Origin of the sequence: Candidatus Thiosymbion oneisti (assembly GCF_900092655.1) — a bacterium.
In the GTDB taxonomy this organism is placed as follows: Bacteria; Pseudomonadota; Gammaproteobacteria; order Chromatiales; family Chromatiaceae; genus Thiosymbion; species Thiosymbion oneisti.
This window is the reverse complement of sequence record NZ_FLUY01000753.1, coordinates 1-23,046: the sequence shown is the minus strand read 5'-3', so window position 1 is coordinate 23,046 and position 23,046 is coordinate 1. Positions and strand designations below refer to the sequence as shown.

At 62.9% G+C, this 23,046-nt stretch carries 17 protein-coding genes and 1 tRNA gene; 10 read left to right on the top strand and 8 right to left on the bottom strand.

Annotated features, from left to right (window positions below; translation table 11 throughout):
• Nucleotides 1–243 precede the first annotated feature (243 nt).
• The 3 genes from ureE to ureG are packed head-to-tail and all read left to right on the top strand — an operon-like array spanning nt 244 to nt 2,030.
• Complete coding sequence (ureE, locus tag BQ17_RS08105) at nt 244–702, top strand: urease accessory protein UreE (RefSeq protein ID WP_089725991.1); 459 nt, start codon at nt 244–246, stop codon at nt 700–702.
• On the top strand, nt 677–1,372 hold the full coding sequence (locus BQ17_RS08100) for an urease accessory protein UreF (RefSeq protein ID WP_089725989.1): 696 nt from the start codon (nt 677–679) through the stop codon (nt 1,370–1,372). The genes ureE and BQ17_RS08100 overlap by 26 nt, the downstream gene beginning before the upstream one ends.
• 10 nt (nt 1,373–1,382) lie before the next feature.
• The gene (gene ureG / locus BQ17_RS08095; protein ID WP_089725987.1) at nt 1,383–2,030 is read left to right on the top strand and encodes an urease accessory protein UreG; all 648 of its coding nucleotides are present in this window, start codon (nt 1,383–1,385) and stop codon (nt 2,028–2,030) included.
• 198 nt (nt 2,031–2,228) lie between these two features.
• Here the strand turns inward: ureG and BQ17_RS08090 are convergent, their stop codons facing one another.
• Complete coding sequence (locus BQ17_RS08090; RefSeq protein WP_089725985.1) at nt 2,229–3,182, bottom strand: serine hydrolase; 954 nt, start codon at nt 3,180–3,182, stop codon at nt 2,229–2,231.
• 300 nt (nt 3,183–3,482) lie between these two features.
• Nucleotides 3,483–4,514: a CDP-6-deoxy-delta-3,4-glucoseen reductase gene (locus tag BQ17_RS08085; protein ID WP_089725983.1), complete on the bottom strand. Its 1,032-nt coding sequence runs from the start codon at nt 4,512–4,514 to the stop codon at nt 3,483–3,485.
• A 126-nt stretch (nt 4,515–4,640) separates the two neighbouring features.
• Between BQ17_RS08085 and BQ17_RS08080 the strand changes: the two genes are divergently transcribed.
• The gene (locus tag BQ17_RS08080; RefSeq protein WP_243725261.1) at nt 4,641–5,891 is read left to right on the top strand and encodes a permease; all 1,251 of its coding nucleotides are present in this window, start codon (nt 4,641–4,643) and stop codon (nt 5,889–5,891) included.
• A 1,006-nt stretch (nt 5,892–6,897) separates the two neighbouring features.
• Nucleotides 6,898–7,164: an RNA-binding regulator gene (gene rbp, locus BQ17_RS08075; protein ID WP_089725980.1), complete on the top strand. Its 267-nt coding sequence runs from the start codon at nt 6,898–6,900 to the stop codon at nt 7,162–7,164.
• 117 nt (nt 7,165–7,281) lie between these two features.
• Here rbp and ubiD read toward each other — a convergent pair whose 3' ends face one another.
• The 3 genes from ubiD to BQ17_RS08060 form a co-directional block, all read right to left on the bottom strand.
• Entirely contained in the window at nt 7,282–8,748 is a 1,467-nt protein-coding gene (gene ubiD, locus BQ17_RS08070) for a 4-hydroxy-3-polyprenylbenzoate decarboxylase (RefSeq protein WP_089725978.1), read from the bottom strand.
• Nucleotides 8,749–8,908: 160 nt separating this feature from the next.
• Nucleotides 8,909–10,939 carry an oligopeptidase A gene (gene prlC / locus BQ17_RS08065; protein WP_089725976.1) on the bottom strand — a complete coding sequence of 677 codons (2,031 nt, stop codon included), beginning with the start codon at nt 10,937–10,939 and terminating at the stop codon, nt 8,909–8,911.
• A gap of 326 nt (nt 10,940–11,265) precedes the next feature.
• Nucleotides 11,266–11,835: a CNP1-like family protein gene (locus BQ17_RS08060; protein ID WP_089725974.1), complete on the bottom strand. Its 570-nt coding sequence runs from the start codon at nt 11,833–11,835 to the stop codon at nt 11,266–11,268.
• Between the two features lie 270 nt (nt 11,836–12,105).
• Between BQ17_RS08060 and BQ17_RS08055 the strand changes: the two genes are divergently transcribed.
• Together BQ17_RS08055 and BQ17_RS08050 are read left to right on the top strand one after the other, a co-directional pair.
• Nucleotides 12,106–13,377, top strand: a complete 1,272-nt coding sequence (locus BQ17_RS08055) for a glycosyltransferase family protein (protein ID WP_089725972.1) — start codon at nt 12,106–12,108, stop codon at nt 13,375–13,377.
• A 102-nt stretch (nt 13,378–13,479) separates the two neighbouring features.
• Nucleotides 13,480–17,565 carry a hypothetical protein gene (locus BQ17_RS08050; RefSeq protein WP_089725970.1) on the top strand — a complete coding sequence of 1,362 codons (4,086 nt, stop codon included), beginning with the start codon at nt 13,480–13,482 and terminating at the stop codon, nt 17,563–17,565.
• Between the two features lie 305 nt (nt 17,566–17,870).
• Here the strand turns inward: BQ17_RS08050 and BQ17_RS08045 are convergent, their stop codons facing one another.
• Both BQ17_RS08045 and BQ17_RS08040 read right to left on the bottom strand, forming a co-directional pair.
• The gene (locus tag BQ17_RS08045) at nt 17,871–18,338 is read right to left on the bottom strand and encodes an Hsp20 family protein (protein ID WP_089725968.1); all 468 of its coding nucleotides are present in this window, start codon (nt 18,336–18,338) and stop codon (nt 17,871–17,873) included.
• Between the two features lie 381 nt (nt 18,339–18,719).
• Entirely contained in the window at nt 18,720–19,724 is a 1,005-nt protein-coding gene (locus BQ17_RS08040; protein ID WP_089725966.1) for a sodium:calcium antiporter, read from the bottom strand.
• Nucleotides 19,725–20,204: 480 nt separating this feature from the next.
• Here BQ17_RS08040 and BQ17_RS08035 point away from each other — a divergent pair.
• Nucleotides 20,205–20,279, top strand: a tRNA-Val gene (locus tag BQ17_RS08035).
• A gap of 55 nt (nt 20,280–20,334) precedes the next feature.
• Here BQ17_RS08035 and BQ17_RS08030 read toward each other — a convergent pair.
• A complete protein-coding gene (locus BQ17_RS08030; protein ID WP_089725964.1) occupies nt 20,335–20,730 on the bottom strand; it encodes a hypothetical protein in 396 nt (131 codons plus the stop codon).
• A gap of 125 nt (nt 20,731–20,855) precedes the next feature.
• Here BQ17_RS08030 and bioD point away from each other — a divergent pair, with 125 nt between their 5' ends.
• Nucleotides 20,856–21,536, top strand: a complete 681-nt coding sequence (gene bioD, locus BQ17_RS08025) for a dethiobiotin synthase (RefSeq protein WP_089725963.1) — start codon at nt 20,856–20,858, stop codon at nt 21,534–21,536.
• Between the two features lie 5 nt (nt 21,537–21,541).
• Nucleotides 21,542–22,786 (top strand): D-alanyl-D-alanine carboxypeptidase/D-alanyl-D-alanine-endopeptidase, encoded by a 1,245-nt coding sequence (locus BQ17_RS08020; protein WP_089725961.1) that lies wholly within the window; start codon nt 21,542–21,544, stop codon nt 22,784–22,786.
• The last annotated feature ends 260 nt before the right edge of the window (nt 22,787–23,046 follow it).

Sequence of the window (23,046 nt, the reverse complement as noted above, 5' to 3'; positions counted from 1 at the left end):
CCGCCGGGAGAGGGTTGGGGAGAGGGGATCAAAAGGATGAATCGCTCTACTTTTTCACTTATAAATTTACCACTACCCCCACGCGAACCGCATCAATGGATGACATCCAATCGATTGGTTGGGCACGCCCGCCGTCCATGGCGGGCTTTGCCCAACCTACCTGACTGCGCCCTGACTGCGCTCAAGGCAGGCTCTCTTCCGCCGGGAGGGGGGCTTTGAGGCTTGACTTAACGGCATTGGGTAATGATTCGCCTGATCAAGAAGCTCGACCGATCGGTCCGGACCGACTTCAGTGTTACCTTGACCCTGGAGCAACGGGTCAGGAGTCGATTGCGGGTAAGGTTGGACGACGGGCGTGAGGCGGGGATCTTCCTCGCCCGCGGTGATCGCCTGCGGGATGGTGACTGTCTGATCTCCGAGGAACGGCTGATCGTGCGGGTCAAAGCGGCCCAGGAGCCCGTCTCCACCGTCCGCGGCCGAGACCCCTGGCTATTCGCCCGCGCTTGCTACCACCTGGGAAACCGCCATGTGGCCCTGCAAATCGAGCCCGGACGCCTGCGCTACCCCCACGATCATGTGTTGGACGCGCTGGTGCGCGGCCTGGGCCTGGAGGTAATCCTGGAAGAGGCCCCCATCGAACCCGAGCGCGGCGCCTACGGTGGCCCGGGGCATACCCATGGCGCAGGACACCGGGAGCACTGACGACCCCTTGCCGCTGCTGCGGCTGCTGCAGCTGGTGAGCCCGTCGCTGCCGATCGGGGGCTTTGCCTATTCTCAAGGCATCGAGTGGGCGGTGGAGGCGGGCTGGATCCGTAGCGCTGAGCAGCTGCAGGCCTGGCTCCTGGATCAGCTCGGCAACTCCCTGGTCAATCTGGACCTGCCCTTGCTGGCACGCATGTATGACGCCGCTCGGGTTCGGGACCTGGCGGCCATGATCCACTGGATCGATTGGTTGCTCGCCGCCCGCGAGACCTCCGAGCTGCGGGCGGAGGAGGCCAATCGCGGACGCGCCCTGGCGGATCTGCTGATCGCCTGGGAGCTGACCGGGGCCCGGGATTGGAAGACGACCCTGGCGCGCAGTCAGGCCGCGGGGTTCGCCTTCGCCGCCGCGGCCTGGGCTATCCCGGTGCGCAACACCGCCCTGGGATATGCCTGGGGCTGGTTGGAGAATCTGGTCCTGGCCGGGATTAAAATCATCCCCCTCGGTCGCGCCCAGGGCCAGCGGATACTCCAGCGGTTGGCGGCGGAGGTTCCCGCGGCCGTCGCCAGGGCACTGGCCCTCGCCGACCACGAGATCGGGGCCTCGACCCCGGCCCTGGCTATCGCCAGCAGCGCCCACGAGACCCAGTACACCCGTCTGTTTCGCTCTTGAGGCACCGAACATGAACAACTCGGCCCTACGCATCGGTGTCGGCGGTCCCGTCGGCTCCGGCAAAACGGCGCTGCTGGACGCCTTGTGCAAACGCCTGCGCGGGGATTTCCAGCTGGCCGTGGTCACCAACGACATCTACACCAAAGAGGACGCCGAGTTCCTGATCCGCAGCCGGGCCCTGGACGCGGCGCGCATCGTGGGGGTGGAAACCGGCGGTTGCCCTCATACCGCCATCCGCGAAGACGCCTCCATGAACCTGGCGGCGGTGGAGGATCTCCAGGCGCGCTTCCCGGATCTGGATGTGATCTTCATCGAGAGCGGCGGCGATAACCTCTCGGCCACCTTCAGCCCGGAGTTGGCGGATCTGGCCCTCTATGTCATCGATGTGGCCGAGGGCGAGAAGATCCCGCGCAAGGGCGGACCCGGCATCACCCGTTCGGATCTGCTGGTGATCAACAAGATCGACTTGGCGCCCTATGTGGGGGCGTCGCTGGAGGTCATGGCACGGGACGCCAAGCGCATGCGGGGCGAGCGGCCCTTCGTGTTTACCGACCTGCGGCAGGGTCAAGGGCTGGACCAGGTCGTGGATTTCATCCTGCGCGAAGGGATGCTCGCCCGAGCGCCGGGGTCGTCCCTCCCCCAGGGCAAAGGTGTCTGAATTTCGGTAGTGCTTAGAGGCTATCTGAAAACTAACCAAACCGCGCCAAATCATTCAGGATTGCTTTTAACCAGACAGCTTCTAAGAGGCACGAGGCCCGCGTCTGCCACCCCAGGCGCCAGCGCGTAGATTGGGCATAAAAAAGTAGGTCGGGGCCAGGACGGAACCCCGCGGAGATGGTTTGGTGGACGCTCGGGCTCAGGCTAACTGGTGGCGCTGTTTCATGTCCAGGTAAACGAGGTCGGAGACGGCGCGAATGGCGTCGCTGCGCTGAGTGATCCAATGCTCGTAATGCTGGGCACGGGAGGGGCGCTCGATGATACCGATAAAGATATAGGGGTAATGTCTTCCCCCGCGCCCCGGTGCCTCGATGATGCCCATGTTCCCGCACAGGCGGGCCGTGGAGCCGGTCTTGTCGTAGATCTTCACGTCGTCCGGAATGGATCTGACGCCGTGACAGATGCGGTCCTGATTGGGCAGAGACATGATTTCGCGCAGCTCGTCCGTGCCGGGCATGCGGTCGTGCCACAGGGCATATAAGAAGCGGCTGTAATCATGGGCCGACGCCAGGTTGCGGTAGGTACGGCCATCGGGGGGAATCGATTCCACGATCCGGGTCTCGCGAAAGACGCCGGGTGCGTTCTTCTTCAATACCCGTTCTACATCCTTCGGCCCGTGGTTCCGCTCGTGCCGGCTGACGATGGCCATAATGCGATTGGTCGCCCGGTTATCGCTGTCACGGATCATAGCTTCCATGGTCTTGCGCACCGCTCCGGTGTAGCGCAGCTTACCGCGGGCATCCTGGAGCTTGTAGAAGTAGGCCTGGGCGACAAAGGGCTTGATCATGCTGGCCGCCTGGCGCGGGATATCCTCGTTGATGGCGACCAGCTTTTTGCGGGAGGTCAAGTCGTAGACGGACCAGGAGGTCTTTTCTTCCGGGCGTATCAGGCCCCGGGAACGCATGCCTTTGACCAGATCCGAGACCTGTCGTTGCAGGGGCGGCCGCCGGCCGCCGGCCCGGACCAGGGATGGCAATCCCAGCGCCAGGGCACCGGAGCAAGATACCACGGCGGCGAGGAATTCCCGCCGCGTAGGGAAGGACAGGGTGTTTTCCGAGAGCCCAGGATCCGGAAAGTCGTTATGCGTGCTCATGGTCGATGCTCACTCCTGATCTGAATTCTCCGGAGTCGTGATGACCAAGTAATGAGGTACGGCCGATACCCGACGCACCTCCGCGCGTCGAACCTGATATCGACTATCTGTCCAGCATAGACGCTCGCAATCGAAAGGACAACCGGCGAATGCAAAGAATTGTGATATTTGTCAGATAGATCAGAGCGGTTTTTAATATCTGGGAATAGTGATTGAGGCACAAGATAGCGTGCGCCCTTGACCTGCGAAGCACGCCATCTTGGGTCTCCCGTCGGTGAGATCTGAGTGTGGGTTATGCCGTCAGCGTCCGCTGGAATCCCCTTTCCGCTCGCTGTCGGCGGCGTACTCGAAGGCGTCGGAGAACATCTGGTCCATCGCCAGCCCGCGTGCCCCGAAGGCCGCTCGGCCCGCATCCACCATCATCGGTGGTCCGCTCATATAGACATCGAAGCCACTCAGGTCCGGATGGTCGGCGACGACCGCCTCGTGAACGAAGCCGGTGCGTCCCGTCCAATCCGTGTCCGGCTCGGACAGGACCGGCGCATAGGTCAGGTTGGAGTGCTCCCGCGCCCATTGCTCGGGTAGGTCCGGTAGGTAGAGGTCGCGTCGTGCGCGTACCCCCCAGTAAAGGTGCATGGGACGCTCGATGCCGATATGGAAGGCATGCTCGATGATGCCCTTGATGGGGGCGAAGCCGGTTCCCCCGCCCATGAAGATCAACGGGCGCTGCGAGTCCTCCCGCAGGGTAAAGGTCCCCAGCGGTGCCTGGATACGCAGGATGGTCTTCTCCTGCATGCTGTCGAAGACATAATCGGTGAACTCGCCGCCGGTTACGTGGCGTATATGGAGCTCGATGAGCGCGTCGTCATGGGGCGCATTGGCGATGGAGAAGGCGCGCTTGCGTCCGTCGCGCAATATGAAGTCCAGGTACTGTCCGGCAAAGAACTGGAGACGCTGATTGTCCGGCAGCTTGAGGTAGAGCCGGATCACATCATGGTTCAGTTGTTGCTTGGCGACGACCCGGCACGGGAGGGTGCGCACTTCCACCTCGGCCGCGGTCGTGACCTCCTGGACCCGGATGATCAGATCACTCCGGGGGACGGCCTGACAGGTTGTGCAGGTGTCTTGGCTCCGGCCTTGGAGTGCCTCCGGCGCGCCCTCGGGATAAACGACCTCACCCTGCAGCAGCCGGGCGGCGCAGGAACCGCATTGACCGTTGCGACAGCCATACGGCAGGCCGATTCCCTGGTGCAGCGCGGCTGCGAGCAGGCCTTCGCCGGTCGCGACCTCGAAGGTGTGACCGCCGGGCTCGGTACGGACCTTGAAACTCATGATACTCTCTACAATCTACAACGGATAAGGTGGTTGGGATGGCGGCTTGAATGTCGATAACCTCCTTCAATATGGTGCCGTCGGCCGTTTCGACAACCCGTCAGTAACCGAACAACGGGGGCATCCGTGTGGTTTGAGACCTTTATCGACCAGCTGTGGCAGGTCATGCTCGACCTGTCGCCCTCACTGCTGCTCGGGCTGTTGATCGCCGGACTGGTGCACCTGTATCTACCCGAGGGATTGGTGCACCGAGGACTCAACCGTCCTAACCTGCGCAGTGCCGCCAGGGCCGCGTTGATCGGCGTGCCGCTGCCCCTCTGCTCATGCGGAGTCATCCCCACCGCGCTGGGCCTGCGTAACCAAGGCGCCTCCAAGGGTGCGACCACTGCCTTCATGATCAGTACGCCCCTGACCGGCGTGGACTCTCTCTTGGTCAGCGCCTCCTTTCTCGGTTGGCCCTTCGCGTTGTTCAAGCTGGCGGCGGCCTTTGTGACGGGCCTGATCGGCGGCACTCTGGTCAACCGTTTTACCACGCCTGGTGATCAGTCTCGGCATGAGTCCGTGGTGACCGCCGCTGAGCCGAGCGCAGGGGGTCTGAAGGGTGCTTTGCGCTACGCTGTGTTCGACCTGTTGGCGGCGATCGATTTGTGGGTCTTGACGGGGGTCTTGGCAGCGGCGTTGATCGCCACCTTTATCCCCACCGATTATCTGGCCGGCCTGACCTGGACCCAGGGCATCGGCGGCATGTTGCTCGTGTTGGCTATTTCGATCCCCCTCTATGTCTGCACTACCGGCTCAGTGCCGATAGCCGCTTCCCTCATCGCAGCGGGCATGCCGACGGGTACGGCCCTCGTCTTCCTGATGGCCGGACCGGCCACCAACGTCGCGACGCTCGGTGCCGTCTATCGCGTGCTGGGAACTCGCGTCCTGGCAATCTACCTCGGGACCGTGATCCTGATGAGCGTCCTGCTCGGACTCGGCTTCGACGCCTTGCTGTCGGGTGTGTATAGCGTGGGGTGGGCTGTGCCCACCGGCGGTCACAGTGAGCATGGAGGGCACAGCCCACCCTACCTTGCGATCGGCTCCGCCCTGTTGCTGAGCGGACTGCTCGCCTATCTGCTGGGGCTCCGTCTCAAGGCGATGCTCCGGACGTGGCGCGACCCGGAACCGGGAACAGATCTTATGCTCAAAGTGGAGGGTATGTCCTGCGGGCACTGTGTGGGCAGCGTGAAAAAATCCCTGGAAGGCGTCGCGGCCGTCAGCGAAGCGACACCGGACCTGGCTTCCGGGCTGGTACGGGTACGCGGTGACCATTTGGATGTCACTGCTTTGATCCGGGCCGTGGAAGCGGCCGGGTTCCGGGCCTCGGGGCCCTGAAGGGCCTCCGATGCGGTTCGCTGCGGGCGCAGGGCTACCGAATAATAAATTTATTAAAATCAATAAATTCAAACTGTTATGGATCAAACATAACAGTAGGCTTTACTTATAAGTTATTGATTTTAAAGGTCATTCGGTAGCCCTGGCTGCGGGCGTCCATTGATGCGGTTCGCGCCTCTTGGTGGTGCTATCCTGTAAGATCTGCCGCGTTCACCGCACCATTGATGCGGTTCGCGCCGCTTCGTGAGGCCGTCCTGTAAAATCTACCGCGCTCACCGCATCCTACATCCAACGTGAGGCCCGCGCGGGCCGGCAGCACGGGGGTGAGATAGGTGTAGGTTGCGTTAAGACGCCGGCACCGGTGCTCCAGGAAATCAACGAGCCTTGGGGCGTCGAACGCAACACGTCCGGTCCCCCAAACAGTGCCGAATCGTTCAGGATTGCTTTTAACCGGACAGCTTCTAAGTGTTGGGCACGGCGCGCTAGCGGCCGTCGGCTCGGTTGCCGGCTCGGCAGTGCGCGCCTTTGCCCAACCTACGTGCTCTTTGCAACCTTTGCGCCTTTGTGGTTCGGCGGAAATCCGGTTGACCGGGAGGCCCAGATAAACTAGGGTTGTGCCAGGTTCCAGTGCATAGGGTATTCTAAGGTTCCGAATCACTCACGGAGAGAAGCAACCGCCATTCCGCTCCGGCCGAATCCGGGGTTTGCCTGCGGGACCTGTTCGCTCAGTCTGTCCGCGCTTGTCCGATACTCATCGACGGCACTCCCCCTGATCTGAAACCGGTTGATCCGAAAACCGGTGTCCGCGTCCGGCGGCTGGACCTTGCGGTAGGAGTGCTCTTTCGGGTTGTATTCATGACCTGGGATACGAGAGGCTGGGAGACCGCTGAAGTCGCAGGCGGTCGGCAGAATACGGCGGCACACAGCCGTTCACTATTGTCTGACTTGTGCATTGGTCGGGCGACAGTGCCAGATCGATCAATGCACAATTGCACGAGAGAGAGCGATGCGGATCTACGCAGGAAACCTGAGCTACGAGGTCACCGATGATGAGCTTAGAGAAATCTTCGCCGAATTCGGTGAGGTGGCAAGCGCGGATGTGATCAAGGACAAATTCTCCGGCCAGTCCAAGGGATTTGGTTTTGTGGACATGCCCGATAACGACCAGGCTCAAGAGGCCATCAAAGCGCTGAACGGCAAGCTTGTGAGGAGTCGGAATCTGACGGTCAACGAGGCCCGGCCCAAGGTTCCGAGGTCCGGCGGCTTCCGCTGAGCGGAGGCGTCGACGTGCGGTCCTTGTTCTGCAGGGACCGCACGTCCTTGCCCGGCAAGGTCCGGGAAGAGAATTCGGACCTAAGCGGTCTCTGTCGGCGAGGGTTCGGAGTCGGGATCAGTCGATCCCGAGATGGCTCCAGCGCTCGTCCACGCGGCGCTTGATTTGCTCATCCATCCGGATGGGCCGACCCCATTCCCGTTGGGTCTCCCCGCGCCACTTGTTAGTGGCGTCGAAGCCGATCTTGGAGCCTAGTCCCGACACCGGAGAGGCGAAGTCCAAGTAGTCGATCGGCGTACGCTCCACGATCACCGTGTCCCGCTCCGGGTCCATGCGCGTCGTCATGGCCCAGATAACGTCCTTCCAGTCCCTGGGGTCCACGTCCTCGTCCACCACGATCACGAACTTGGTGTACATGAACTGGCGCAGGAATGACCAGACGCCTAGCATCACGCGCTTGGCGTGCCCCGGGTATTGTTTCCTCATGCTGACCACCGCCAGGCGGTAAGAGCAGCCTTCCGGCGGTAGGTAGAAGTCGAGGATCTCCGGAAACTGCTTCTGCAGGATGGGGACGAAGACCTCGTTGAGCGCCACGCCCAAAATGGCCGGTTCGTCCGGTGGCCGGCCCGTGTAGGTGCTGTGGTAGATGGGGTCGCGGCGCTGACTGATGCGGTCGATGGTGAAGACGGGGAAGCTTTCGACCTCGTTGTAATAGCCGGTGTGATCGCCGAAGGGACCCTCGGCAGCTGTGTCCTCGGGGTGGATGTGACCTTCGAGCACCAGCTCGGCGCTCGCGGGTACCTGCAGCTCGTTGCCGATACAGTCGGTAACCTCCGTTCGGCTGCCCCGCAGCAGACCGGCGAAGGCGTACTCGGACAAGCCATCGGGTACCGGGGTGACGGCGGCGAGCATGGTTGCCGGGTCCGCCCCTAAGGCGACGGATACGGGAAAGGGTTCGTCCGGGTGCTCCAGACACCACCCCCGAAAATCCAGGGCGCCGCCGCGATGGGCCAGCCAACGCATGATGACCCGATTAGCGCCCAATACCTGCATGCGGTAGATGCCTAGGTTCTGGCGCGGCTTGTCCGGTCCCCGGGTCACGACCAGCCCCCAGGTGATGAGGGGACCCGCGTCTCCCGGCCAACAGGTCTGGATGGGTAACCGGCCCAGGTCCACCTCCGCTCCTTCGCGTACCATCTCCCGGCAGGGTGGATCACCGAGCCGTCTGGGCGCCATGTCGAGCACCTTCTTGAATATGGGCAGCTTCTGCCAGGCGTCCTTCATACCCTGAGGCGGGTCCGGCTCCTTTAGGAAGGCCAGCGTTTTTCCGACCTCCCGCAGGGCAGCGACGGACTCCTCCCCCATCCCCAACGCCACCCGCTTGGTGGTACCGAAGAGATTGCCCAGGAGCGGGATCCGGGATCCCTTCGGCTTCTCGAACAGCAGGGCGGGTCCTCCCGCACGCAAGGTGCGGTCACAGATCTCGGTGATCTCGAGATAGGGATCGACCTCGCTGAACACTCGCTTGAGCTCGCCCCGTTGCTCAAGCTGGACGATGAAATCTCTCAGATCCTTGTATTGCATTGGAATTGTGGAAACCGCAGCCTTTTTAATCCGCAGATTACGCAGATTTCCACAGATTCAAACAAAATAATCTGTGGAAATCTGCGCAATCTGTGGATAAGAAATGTGGTTCGCTGTACTCGCTGCCCATTTACCCCTTGTGCATTTGCGGCCCTATTTCCTAAGCCGTGATACCCGAGTGCCGCAGCAGGGCATCGATGGTCGGCTCACGGCCCCGGAAGTCCAGGTAGAGATCCATGGCATCGCAGGACCCGCCTTGCTCCAGAATGGTCTTGCGGAAGGCGAGCCCCGTCTCCTGGTCGAACAGGCCGCGTTCCTCGAACAGGGAGAAGGCGTCCGCGGACAAGACCTCCGCCCACTTATAGCTGTAGTACCCCGCCCCATAGCCCCCGGAGAAGATATGGGAGAAGCCGTGGGCAAAGCGGTTGAATGCCGGCGGCTTCATCACGGCGACCTGATCGCGCACCTGATCGAGGAGCTCGTAGATGCGCCCGCCCTGTCGCGGGTCGTACTCCAGGTGCAGGCGGAAGTCGAAGATGGCAAACTCGAGCTGACGTACCAGCTGCATGGCGGACTGGAAGTTCTTGGCCGCCCGCAGGCGTTGGTACAGAGTCTCGGGGATGGGTTCTCCCGTGTCCACGTGACCCGATATCAGGGCCAGGGACTCGGCTTCCCAGCACCAGTTTTCCAGCAGCTGACTGGGCAGCTCCACCGCATCCCAGGGCACGCCATTGATGCCTGCCACTGCCGGATAGTCGACCTGTGTCAATAGATGGTGCAGGCCGTGGCCGAACTCGTGAAACAGGGTCTCGACCTCCTCATGGGTAAGCAGGGATGGCCGATCTCCCACCGGAGGCGTGAAGTTGCATACCAGGTAGGCAATGGGAATCTGGTCGCGGCGGCTGGTGTGGAAGCGGTTTACACACACGTCCATCCAGGCGCCCCCGCGCTTCTTGCTGCGGGCGAAGGGGTCGAGATAGAACTGCCCCCGCAGCTCGCCGCCGCCGTCCCGGATCTCGAAGAATCGCACGTCCGGATGCCAGGTCTCGACGCCTTCCACCTCCCGCACGCGGATGTCGAACAGCCGCTCCACCACCGCGAACATGCCTGCGAGCACGCGCGGGAGGGGAAAATAAGGACGCAGCTCCTCCGCGGTGATCCGGTGCCGGTGCTGACGCAGCTTTTCCGAATAGTAGGCGAGGTCCCAGGGTTCGAGCCCCTCGCATCCATACCCTGCTTCCGCGAACTGCGCCAATGCTTCCAACTCGTGGCGGGCCTGGGCCACGGACCGTTCCGCCAGGTCGTTCAGAAACCGCATGACCGCTTCGGTGGAGCGCGCCATCTTGGTGGCCAGTGAGCGCTGGGCGTAGCTTCCAAAATCCAACAGTACCGCCGACTCATGACGCAGCGCGAGGATGCGCTCCATGATCCGGGTGTTGTCCCACTTGCCGGCGTGCGGTCCCCGGTCCGAGGCCCGGGTGCAGTAGGCCTCATAGACTTCGCGGCGGAGCCCGCGATCGTCCGCATAGGTCATGACCGGGAGGTAAGAGGGTAGATCCAGGGTCAAGACCCAATCCTCCTCGCCCCGGTCAGCGGCCGTCTGCTGAGCCAGGGCCAGGGCCGACTCGGGCAAGCCGGCAAGGGCGGACGGATCTGTGATCCGCTTGCTCCAGGCGTTGGTGGCGTCGAGCAGGTTCTCTTCGTACCTGCTGGTGAGTTCGGCGAGCTCCCGGCTGATCGTCTTGTAGCGTGCCTGCTTGTCCGGCGCCAGATCGACACCGGAGAGACGGAAGTCACGCAGGGCGTCCTCCAGCAGCTTGCGCTGGGAGGCGTCCGGATGTCCCTGGTCGGCGACGGCCCGGAAGCCCTCGAACAGGGCTTGGTTCTGGCCGACCTCGGTGCCGTACTCACTGAGCTTGGGCAGACAGGCGTTATAGGCGGACCGCAGCGCGTCGTTGTTCATGACCGCGTTGAGGTGACTGACCGGCGACCAGGCCCGGTCGAGCCTGTCGTTGGCCTCTGCCAGGGGCTCGACGAAGTTCTCCCAGGTGGGCGGGTCCGTGCGGCGCGTCAACTCCTCGACCCGCGCCCGGCATGCGGCGAGCAAATCATCGACGGCCGGCTCGACCTGCGCGGGACGGATGTGAGAGAAGGGCGGGAGCCCTTTCAATGCCAGTAATGGGTTATCCATAGGACAGCGAAGTCTTTAGAACCACGGATGGACACGGATAAACACGGATTGTGATCCGTATCCATCCGTGGTTCTTGTTTCCAGTCAGGGTAGTCAGGGTAGGGTCCGCTGTGCGGACCGCTTGCGCATTGCGGCTACCTAACATATGAAAAACAAATGGTTAGGTTAAATGTCAACAGAACCTAGTTAAAGCGGTACCCGTTACTGACCCTTGAAAACGCAGGATATGCTGAAACCATGTACCAGCCGCTCAAGACGCAGGCAACGCAGGGAGGTTCGGGGTGGCCCTGGTCGGATCCTGGGGAGCACGAATTGTCCGCTGCGCCCTAATCGGGCAGGAAACCGGTGCTTGCTTTATCCGGGACGCGGGCCCGCATGGCGTGAATCATGTCCCGCTTGGAGCGCGGCTCGAATCCCCGCGGGATGCAGAGGATATGTTGGTGCAGATCTCGGTGGAGCTTGTCGTGGTGGCGTCCCTGGATGGGGATCCAATCGCCGTCGATCGCCTCGAAACGACCGTTGTTGCCGTATGCATAGAGTTTGAAAACGCCGCCCGGCGTACAGCGCAGGCCCTCGAAGGACAGGTTGCGAACGCCGCTTTGGGACTCCACGACCAGGGTGTAGCGTACCGCCCCGTCGGCGCCTATCGAGAGGTGCTTGCCGTCGATGTAGTAACGAAACCGCGACCCGGGATCATCCACGCTGAACTCGACCAGATCCCTGTCGTCCGGCCACGGCGGCAAACTCATGGCTCCTTCCTTCCAGCTTCTGTCCTTCTCCTCGACGCTACTGGGCGTCGGCGATCCCGCCTCGTCGATGAAGGGCCGATCCCACTTGGCTGCAAGCATGGGGGTATAAATGAGCAGAAAGCATAAGGTGGGGACAAGAACTCGCATGGAAGGTCATACCTTAAGGATTGAGGATCCACTCTGTTTGCGAAACGCCAACTATAACGCCAACTATAAGGCCGGAAGCGCGACCGGACCAGTGTCGGGAAGCGGCTTGTGAGCTACCAGTCGCCGGCTGCCCGCCGGTGGAAGCCGGTGACCGGCAGCAACCTATTGATCGGGAAGAAGATTATACACACTCATCCCGATTGTCCAGCTCCCGAGCCTGCACTCCCGGCCGGGTCAGTTATAATAGCTCGTTATCCGCGGAGGAGCGTCATGGCCGATTTTCATCAGGAACCCCTGATCACTACGCTGCATGGTCTCTACGAAGCCTTCGACAAGGCCTCCTATCTGGACGAGCTCGAACGCCGATTGGAGCAGCACGCCCGGCACCAGAACATCAGCCTGCTGCTGCCCTCGCTCTACAGTGAGATAGGGAACGTGGGGGTGCTCGACCACATCCTGGAGCAGATCAAGGGGGTGCGTTATCTGAGTAACATCGTGGTCGCCCTCGGCGGCGCCTCGGAGGAGCGCCAGTTCCGCCAGGCACAGGAGTACTTCGGGCGCCTCGAGACCGAGCACCGGGATGTGCAAGTCGTCTGGGTCGAGGGTCCGCGCCTCCAGAAGCTGCTGGGCGAGTTGGCAGAGCGGGGGGGGACCGCCTTTGGGGTGCAGGGCAAGGGACAGTCGGTTTGGGTGGCCTTGGGGTATCTGTTCGCCCGTGATGATGGCGGTGTCATTGCGCTCCATGACTGCGATATCGTCACCTATGACCGCACCCTCTTAGGAAGGCTCATCGAGCCGGTGGTCAACCCGAATAATCACTTCCAGTTCTGCAAGGGTTACTATGCCCGTATCTCGCCCACCGAACGGGCGCTGAAGGGGCGTGTGACACGGCTTTTCGTCGTCCCATTCGTCGAGACCCTGTCCAAGATCATGCGTCAGCTCGGACACGGCGGGCTCGAGCGCTTCTTCCAGTACCACAGCGCCTTCAAATATGCCTTGGCCGGGGAGTTCTGCTTTACTGCGGACTTGGCGCGGAGGCTGAATGTGGCCTACGACTGGGGGCTGGAGGTGGCGACCCTGTCCCAGGTCTATGATCAGTTGACCACGCGCCAGATCGCCCAGATCGACCTGGCGCCCAACTATGAGCACAAGCACCAGGAGCTATCCCCCGAGGATACCGAGCGCGGTCTGCATCGCATGGTGGTGGACATCGCCAAGTTCTATCTCACCTATATGCGTTCCCACGGTGTGCCGCTGGACGATGCCTTCGTGGATATGATTCTGCACAGCTACTACCAGACCGCGCTCAAGTACGTCCGCAAGTACAGCTACGACGCGGACGTCAATACCCTGGCCTTCGATTTGTATGGGGAAGAATTCGCCGTCAGCCATTTCCGCGGCTTTCTCTGGGATGCCTGGGAGCAGAGCAGGGGACCTCAGGAAGCCAAGTTGATCCCCTCCTGGAACCGGGTCGCCTATTCCTTTCCGGAGATCTACGATCGCCTGCTGCATGCCGTGGAGCGGGACAACGGGCGGGCCTAGGACGTAAGTTGCTGTCGGTCGCCGGCGGTGTAGGCTCAGGGCCTCTGGTTGGGATGGCTCCCAGGTACGCTCCACCAAACCCCTTCCGGTGACAGATCCGATATGATCCGCCTCCTTATGCTCCTGGCGGCATTCGCCGTTTCCCCTCGGATCCTCGGTGTCGAGCCTGAGCCCCCTATCCCGGATGCCCTCAAGCCTTGGATACCCTGGGTGTTGGCGGAGGACGATCGGCGCGACTGTCCTTTGATTATCGGCATCGGGGGGGAACGTCCGTGCGCCTGGCCGGGCCGCCTGGAGCTGGATCTGGACCTGACCGGCGGCCGGTTCGCGCAGCGCTGGCGCCTCCACGCCCGTAGCTGGATCCCACTTCCAGGGGCGCCGGACCAGTGGCCGGAGCAGGTGTGGGTAGGCGATACCCCGCTTGCGGTGGTTGAACACGAGGGGGCACCGGCGGTCCGGCTTGATGCGGGCGAGCATGCAATCAGCGGGCGTTTCCACTGGCGCCGAATGCCGGACGGGTTGGCAATCCCACCGGCTACCGGGCTCATCGATTTGCGTCTGAACGGCGAGCCGATCCGGTTTCCCCGCTTCGAGCGCACCGGCCGTTTGTGGCTGGGAGTCGGTGCCGGGACCGAGGTCGGGGCCGCGGCCGCTACGGAGCGCGATGCCCTCGGTCTCTTGGTCTACCGCCGGATCGAGGACGACAACCCCTTGCGGATCATCACCCGGCTGGACTTGGACGTAGCGGGCCGTGCGCGGGAGATTATCTTGGATTCGGTCCTGCTCCAGGGGGGCATTCCCCTGGGTCTGAATAGCCCCCTGCCTGCCCGCCTGGAGGCCGACGGTCGGTTGCGCCTACAGATACGGCCCGGCCATTGGGAGCTGACGGTCACCGCCCATCACCCTGGCCCTGTCACCAAGCTTGATCTGAGCGCCGCAAGCCCACCCTGGCCGCGGTCGGAGGTCTGGGTCTTCGCCGCGTATCCACAGTTACGCCAGGTGGAGCCCACGGGGGCGGAGCCGGTCGACCCCCGTCAAACCCGACTGCCGGCCCCATGGGCGCGCTTGCCTGCCTATCTGATGCGTCCGGGCGGAAGCTTGCGGCTGGTCCAGGTCCGACGCGGGGATGCGGACCCCGCCCCCGATCGGCTGTCCCTGGAACGGGACCTCTGGCTCGACTTCGGGGGCGGGGGCTATACCCTGCGGGACCATATCCGGGGGGAGTTGACCCGGAGCTGGCGCCTGCAGGTGGGCGATGCGCTGGCGCTGGGGCAGGTGTTGGTGGCCGGTGAGCCGCGCTTCATCACCCGCCTGCCCGGCTCGCCCCAAGCCGGCGTGGAGGTCCGCCAGGGTCGAATCGACCTGGTGGCGGACAGCCGTATCGAGGAGGGGACGAGCAGCCTGCCGGCCACCGGGTGGCGACTGGATTTCCAATCGCTCCGAACCCACCTGCACCTGCCCCCCGGCTGGGATCTGTTGGCGGTGGCCGGTATCGATAACCTCCCGGACAGCTGGCTCAATCGCTGGACGTTGCTGGATCTGTTTCTGGTACTCATCATCGCCTTGGCCGTAGCGCGGCTCTGGAGTTGGCCTTGGGGTGTCCTAGCCCTGGCCGCCATGGTACTGATCTGGCAGGAACCGGGGGCGCCGCGGATGATCTGGCTCAATCTGCTCGCCGTCGCCGCCCTCCTGCGCCTGTTGCCCGCGGAACCGGGCCGGGCTGCCATGGCCCACTTACGGCGCTTTCTGCTGTTCTACCAACGCGGGAGCCTGGTCCTGCTGGCGGTGATTGCGGTGCCTTTCCTGGTGGAGGAGATGCGTACCGGCCTCTATCCCCAGCTCAAGCGTCCCTGGACCCTGCCTGCGCAAACGCCCGCAGCGATGGCGCCCATGCCAATGGAGGAATCCGCCGGGAGCATGAGGGCGGACTCGGAGCTGGGCCTGGACCAGGCAATGGCCGGCAAGAAGCAAGAGAGCCGTAAGCTAGCCAAGGCGCTACCCAAAAGAAAGGTAGCTACGCCAGTACCCAAACCCCTGTCCCAATCCCTTCCGAGCATCGATCCGGACACCAGGGTCCAAACCGGCCCCGGCGTCCCGACCTGGCGCTGGAAGACCTTGGAACTGACCTGGAACGGCCCCGTCCCCCAAGATCACCGGATCGATCTATGGCTGCTGACGCCCGGCTCCAACCTGGCGCTGGCCTTGGCGCGCCTGGTGCTCGTCCTGGTGCTGGGCCTGAAGATCGCCGGGCTGTGGGGGAGGGTCTTGCGGCGGGCACCGGCCGCGGCCGTCGTGCTCTTGGTCGCTGGCCTATCCGGCATGTCGACACCCGCGTCCGCTCAGCAGTTTCCGTCACCCGAGCTGCTGGAGGCGCTGAAGACGCGGCTGCTGGAGCCCCCCGACTGTCATCCCGCCTGTACCGATATCCCGCTCATGACACTCGAGGCAACCGGCGACGAATTGAGTATGCTCATGACGGTCGATGCCGACGCGGTGGTGGCACTGCCCATCCCCGGCGGCACCGGTGTCTGGACCCCAACCGCGGTCACCCTGGACGGCAAGCCCTACGACGGATTGCGCAGGGGGAAAGCGGGTCCCCTCCTGGTCGCGGTGCAACCTGGCCGCTGGTCGCTCGGGCTTACGGGACCCCTGCCTCCCCGCGCCCAGATCGAGCTCCCACTGCCCCTGCATCCCCGGCGAGTGGAAGTGATCGCCGATGGCTGGCGGGTGGAGGGGATCGACGATGAGGGCCGTCCGGGCGCCCAGATCCGACTCGTGCGACTACGCCGAGAGGGCCAAGGGCCTGTGCTGCAACCCACCGAGCTGCCGCCCCTGGTGCTGGTTAGACGCACCCTCCGGCTGGGGGTCGATTGGCGGGTCCAGACCCGGGTCGAACGCCGGTCCATGCCAGAGGCACCGATCGTCCTGGAGGTCCCCCTGATTCCGGGCGAGCAGGTCCTCCGGGAGGAGGCCCAGGTCCACGCCGGCCGTTTGCTGGTGAGCTTGGCGCCGGGACAGCGCGAGAGCGCCTGGTCCTCTAGCCTGGAGCCGGTGGATAACATCCGGCTGCACGCATCCGAGGACCCGCGTCTCAGCGAGGAGTGGCGGGTGGATCTGAGCCCCCTGTGGCACCTGACGGCGGAAGGCATCCCGATGATCCATCATCAGGGCCGCCTCGGGCGTTGGCTGCCTACCTGGCGGCCCTGGCCCGGAGAGACCCTGTCGCTCACCCTCTCCCGCCCGGAGGGGGTCCCTGGCCCGACCCTGACCCTGGATGAGAGCGACTACCAGGTACGGCCAGGGCAACGGGTGACCGAGGCGGCGCTGGCACTGACCCTACGCAGCAGCCGGGGCGGTCGGCACCGGATCCTGTTGCCCCCAGGCGCCGAGCTGCAACAGGTGGCGGTGGACGGCCTGGAACGGCCCCTGCGTCCGGAGGGACGAGGCTTGAGCCTGCCGCTGGTTCCGGGGACCCAGCGGATTCGCATCCAGTGGCGGCAGCCGGACGCCTTGGCGAGCTACTACTCTCCGCCGGTGCCGGACCTTAAGACCCACGGGGTCAACGCCTCCACCCGGATCCAGCTGGGGCAGGACCGCTGGGTCCTGCTCACCGGGGGTCCCGACCTGGGGCCGGCCGTGCTCTTCTGGGGTCTGGTGGTCGTGCTCATCCTCCTGGCCGTCGGATTGGGGCGCAGTCGACTCACGCCGCTGAAGACTCGTGACTGGCTGTTGTTGGGTCTGGGGCTGAGTCAGGCCGGGATCTGGGTCGGGCTACTGGTGACCGGCTGGCTCTTTGCCCTCGGGTTGCGGATGTGCCTGGACCGGGAGCTACCCCCGTGGCGGTTCAATCTCATGCAGACCGGCCTATTCCTGCTCAGCCTGGCGGCGCTCTCAGCCCTGGTGGTGGCCCTCCAGCAAGGGTTGTTGGGACAGCCGGAGATGCAGATCGCCGGCAACGGCTCGACCAGTACCGACCTGAATTGGTACCAAGACCGGAGCGACCCCGAGCTGCCGCGGGTCTGGGTGATCTCGGTGCCCATCCTGGTCTACCGGGGCCTGATGCTGGCCTGGGCCCTGTGGCTCGCCCATCGCCTCCTGGGCTGGCTGCGCTGGGGCTGGCAGGGCCTGTCCAGTCCCATGTTGTGGCGGGACGTCAAGCTGGTGCTCCCGCGTCGCAAGCGACCGTAGGATGTGGTGAGCGCGGGAAATCTTTCAGGATGGCACTGCCAGGTGGCGCGAACCGCATCAATGGATGGTCCGTGCCCAATAGCGATGTCCGCGGCATGCCGTAGGTGGGCTGTGCCCACCGACGGTGCGGCTCGTTTTCCTTACCACATCAAGGATGCGGTTCGCGCCTCCTCATGATGCCATCCTGTAAGACCTGCTGTGCTCACCACATCCTACGATTCCTGCGTGATTGTGTGGTTCGTTAGGCTGGGTAAACGCAAAAGGCCGGGCTGGGCCCGGCCTTCGGTTCCGCCTTAGTTGCGGTGTTACGCCGCTGCCTTTTCGGCCTTGCCTTCGAGCAGGCTGCCGCTGCCGGTGCGGATCTCGACCTTGCGCGGCTTCATGGCCTCGGGGATCTCACGCACCAAGTCGATGTGCAGCAAACCGTCCTCGATGCGGGCATCCACCACCTTCACATAGTCGGCCAGATGGAACCGGCGCTCGAAGTTGCGGGTAGCAATGCCGCGGTACAGGAAACGGCGCTCCTTCTCCTTGGCGTCGTCCTTGTGCGCACCGGAAACCGTCAGGACACTTTCCTTGACCTGGACATCGAGCTCCTGCTCGGAGAAGCCGCCCACCGCCATGGAGATACGATAGGTGTCGTCGCCGGTGACCTCGATGTCATAGGGCGGATAACCGCCGGTTTCGGACCGATAGCTGGACTCCAGGGCGGAGACCAAACGGTCGAAGCCGATGGCGGAACGGAACAGGGGGGTGAAATCAAGCGCAGTCATGGACATATCCTCCACATGAGCAATATGACTGAAGTGCGTTCTTACGAACCGCGTTGCCTGTAGACCCCATACGAGCGTCTACGTTAGCTTAGATAGGGATGGTCGCTGAAAGTTCAACCGTTCAGACCTAGAAAACGGAGAAAACGACGAATCACGAGAATCCGTGCGAATTGGATGGTTGCGCGCACGGGGACATTCGCGTCGATGCGTGTGATTCGTCGTTAAAACAAAACCTAGGTGTTGGGCACAGGTCAGGCTCCCTCCAGGTTCCCTCCAGGTTCCCTCCAGGTTCCCTCCTTCGTCGGGACAGGCCTTCGTCGGGACAGGCCTGGGCCTTTGTCCAACCTACACTGCCGGCGACTGGTAGCCGGCAGCTCAAGTCTATCCTTCCCGATAGCTATAGAGCATGTAGGTATTGATCAGATAGATGGCAAACAGAAAGATGCTCGCCCAACCCACGGTCTTGAAGATCCGAGTGCGTGGCCGATAGAGGAGCCCGACGACGGCCACCCCTGTCATCATGATGGCGGAAAAGGCGGATATGGCATGGGTCGTAGATACCGCATCGAACAAGGGCCCAGGCAGATAGAAGATGTCGTCGATGGCCAGGATGCCGATGTTGAAGAGGTTGCTGCCGAACAGGTTGCCGATTGCCATGTCCACGGCGCCCAACCGCAGGGCGGCAACGGTTACCACCATTTCCGGCAAGGAGGTCACGAAGGCGACGAACAGGGTGCCGACGAAGCCCTGGTGCCACCCCATCTCGACAGCGAGCGATTTGGCGACGAAGGGCAGCCAGACCCCCGCGACCAGGACAACCGCGGCGGCCGCGATATATCTCACCACCGCGGTGCGCAGGCTGAGCCCCGGATAGGCGTCGGCCTCGGCCTCCGTAAAACCTTCGACCAGCTCGGATTCATACAGAAAGACCGAGCGCATCGCGACCACATACAGCATCATGATCGCCGGGCTGTAGAGACCCAGGTGCCACAGGGAAATCCCTGACCCCTGCGCCGCCAGCAGCAGGTTGAACCCGGCGAGCCCAATGAGCATGATCCCGAATCCGGCCGCGAGGATGTGGCCCTGGCTGGCCCGACAATAGAGGGGTTCGTCGCGGCTCAGGAAATCGAGCACCACGATGATCACCAGGTTGAAGACGCAGCTGCCCAGCACGTCGCCCACGGCGATGTCCGGCGCTTCGGCTACCGTCACCGAGCTGATTCCGGTCGCCAGCTCGGGCAGGGAGGTGACGCTGGCGAGCATGATGACCCCGATCCAAGTGCCGCCGAGCCCCGTCTTGTCGGCAATGGCGTCACCGTAACGCGACAGTTTGACCCCGGCGAAGCCGATCGCTACCACGCACACTAGGAATTGCACCCAGACCATCGGTCAAAACCCCAGGTTGGAGGACGGCACGGAGCGATGGGCACCCACGCCAAGACACTGGAATCGTCAAAAATGCCGCTTTACATCCCGGCGGTCAATAAGGGGGGACCTTTATTGGCCGATACGGGGCTGTCTACGGTCGGTCCGCCGACCGGCGGCTTCCGGTTCGGAGTGCGCCGGCTTAAATAAAGAGTCCGCAAATGAACGCGAATCGATTTGCGTCTATCTTGCGTTTATTCGCAGACCAAAGTTCTCCTTAAAGATAATCACGAAAAAACACGAATGCTTGGGCCGGAGGCATCGCCAAATCCAAAGCGGCGGCGGGTCTATGATATAGGTGCCGGCACCTCGGTTACACCAGGCACCGCGGTATTCTGTCGATGCCGGGGTCAGGTCGCCGCCGCACGCCAAAAGGTTACGCGCCCTGTGAGCGGCGTTTGACTGGCGATTGCCCGGTCCCTAGAATGATTTTCCGTTGTCGGGCGCATAGCTCAGTGGGAGAGCACTGTCTTCACACGGCAGGGGTCGCTGGTTCGAACCCAGCTGCGCCCACCACACCTCAGGCCACATCCCATCAAGCTTGCCATCGGAAAGACGCGCCTAACCTGACCTACAAGACTTTACGTAAGCGGAATTTGAAGCCGAGCATACCCTCGGCCAATCCGAATGGGCCTACATCCCCCACACCCCGATCCGGTGCTTCCCATACCGCGCTTGCCGGACCAAGACCTTTGACAATCGTGCGCATCCCCGCCTGGACATCTCCCCGCGCCGACTGACCAGGCTCCAGGTTCACATACAGAGCCCTATAGTCTTCCTCCGCATTGAGCTTCGCCATCAAGGCCAACAGGCAGCTGGTCTTGCCGGTCTGACGCGGGGCGTGGAGGACAAAGTAGCGTTCCTCCGCGATCAAACGGCGGATTTCATCCGCATCCCAACGCGCTAGCGGAGGAATGTTGTAATCTTTGTCCGGCCTGACGGGACCAGCGGTATTGAAGGTCTTCATGAATTGTCGAGCCAATCCGGGTAAACTTTGGGAAAGGATTTTGCTATGGGAGACCAAGCTGTGCGGATACTTTTGGGAAGATTAATATAAAGCACAGCCACATCTGTTCAAAACACGGCCTAGAAATGAGGGGTGTCTTTGTTACGGGCACGGACACGGGCTGCGGGAAGACCGAAATCACGCTTGCGCTGATGGAGTCCCTGCGCCAGAGCGGTGCAGCAGTGCTCGGCATGAAGCCCGTAGCATCCGGAGGCGAATCTACCCCCGAGGGCTTGCGTAACGCGGATGCCCGGCGACTCCAAGCCCAGGGCAGTCACCAGATACCCTACGAGCAGGTGAACGCCTACGCCTTCGAGCCCCCGATCGCACCCCATATTGCGGCCGACCAGGCAGGGGTGCGGATCGAGCTGGAGGTCATCGCAGCGGCCGCGGGGCATTTGGCGGCCAGATCCGATTTCCTGGTCGTCGAGGGCGTCGGTGGTTGGCGTGTGCCCCTCGGACCCTCCCTGTTCACGAGTGACCTGCCGCTCGCCCTGGACCTGCCGGTGGTCTTGGTATCCGGGTTCAAGCTCGGCTGTGTCAATCACAGCCTGTTGACGGTAGAGAGTATCCGGATGTCCGGGACCCGGCTCGCCGGCTGGGTCGCAAACCAGATCGATCCGGATATGCCGGCTCGCGACGAGAACCTGGCCACCTTGGTGGCCCTGATCGAGGCACCTTGTCTGGGCCTGGTACCCTGGATGGCATCCCCCGAACCACGCCGGGTTGCCGAGCACTTGGATCTTACGCCCTTGCTTACAGGTTAACCATTATGCAACCCGGAATATCCCCATCCCTGTTTCTCGGTGCCTTGCTGACGCTCGGCCTAATCCTGACGGCAGGCTCCACCCCTGCCAGCGCCGGCTCGGGCGACGCCCTATCCCGCACCTTGAAGCTACCCAAGGCGAGTCTGTTGGTCACAGAGCACGGTCGCCCGGTCATCAGCCGCCACCCGGACCGGGCCATGGTTCCGGCGTCGACGCTGAAGATCCTGACCGCCCTCGCAACCATCGAGCGCTGGGGATTGGATCACCGTTTTCACACGGATTTCTATCTTGGCAACGATGATCGGCTCTGGGTAAAGGGTTACGGCGATCCTTATCTGGTATCCGAGGAACTGGACCTCATCGCCGATGCGCTGAAGGCGCGCGGGGTCCGGAAGGTTGCGGGGATTGGTACGGACGACAGCTATTTCGATCCGAACCTGGCGATCAGCGGACGCTCGTCGAGCGACAACCCCTATGATGCGCCGGTGACCGGGCTGGCGGCCAACTTCAATACCGTCAATGTCATCAACAAAGGTGGAAAGGTCCGTAGCGCCGAGGCGCAAACGCCGCTGACCCCCATGGCGCGGCGGTTCGGACAAGGGTTGGGGGCCGGTACGCACCGGGTCAACCTCGAGCAACGGGAGAAGGCGGTCCGTTACTTCGGCGAACTCCTGAGCGCCAAGCTGGAGCAGGCGGGAGTCCGGGTGGGCAGCAATCTGCGCAACGGCCCGGTACCGACAAGAATAAAAAAAGTCTACCGCCACCAGAATAGCCGTGATCTGCGGTCCGTAATCACCGCCATGCTCGAATACTCCAACAACTTCATCGCCAACGCCCTGTTCCTGAAGCTGGCAGACCGAGGTGATGGACGCGCGCTGAACATGTCCAAGGCACAGAGGGCCTTTGCGCGTTGGGTGGACCAGACCTTCGAGTGGCGAGATTACCGCATTGAAGACGGTGCCGGGCTGTCCCGCGGTAACCGCCTGAGCGCCCGACAATTGCTGGAGGTGGTGAACGCCTTTGCCCCTTACCGGACGCTCCTGCCGAAGCAGAATGCACAGGTGCGGGCAAAGACCGGTACCCTGCGGGGCGTGAGCACCTATGCGGGATTCGTAAAGCGCAACGGGCGGTGGGAGCCCTTCAGTCTGCTGATCAACCAGCCCGTGCCCTACAATCTTCGCCGGCAGGTGGCGAGCTCCCTGGCCAATACCCCGGACCTGACCCGGCTGTGCCCGGGCGGGAGTTGTTGATCCGCGAATCGGAGCGGTCCTGAATGATTTGTCGCGAAATCCTAATAGACAGGATTAACAGGATTAACAGGATTACCCCTGAAGTATCCCCACAAATCAGCCTCTGGCTCCCACGCTCCAGCGTGGGAGCCAACCTGGTCCCGACGGAGGAGGGATCTCGGCCGCTGGAGCGGCACAACGGCATTCCCACGCTGGAGCGTCACTGCCATTAAGTTAGTGTCAACGGCCTCAGTAGCAGAGCTTGCGTCGGCGCCGATAGA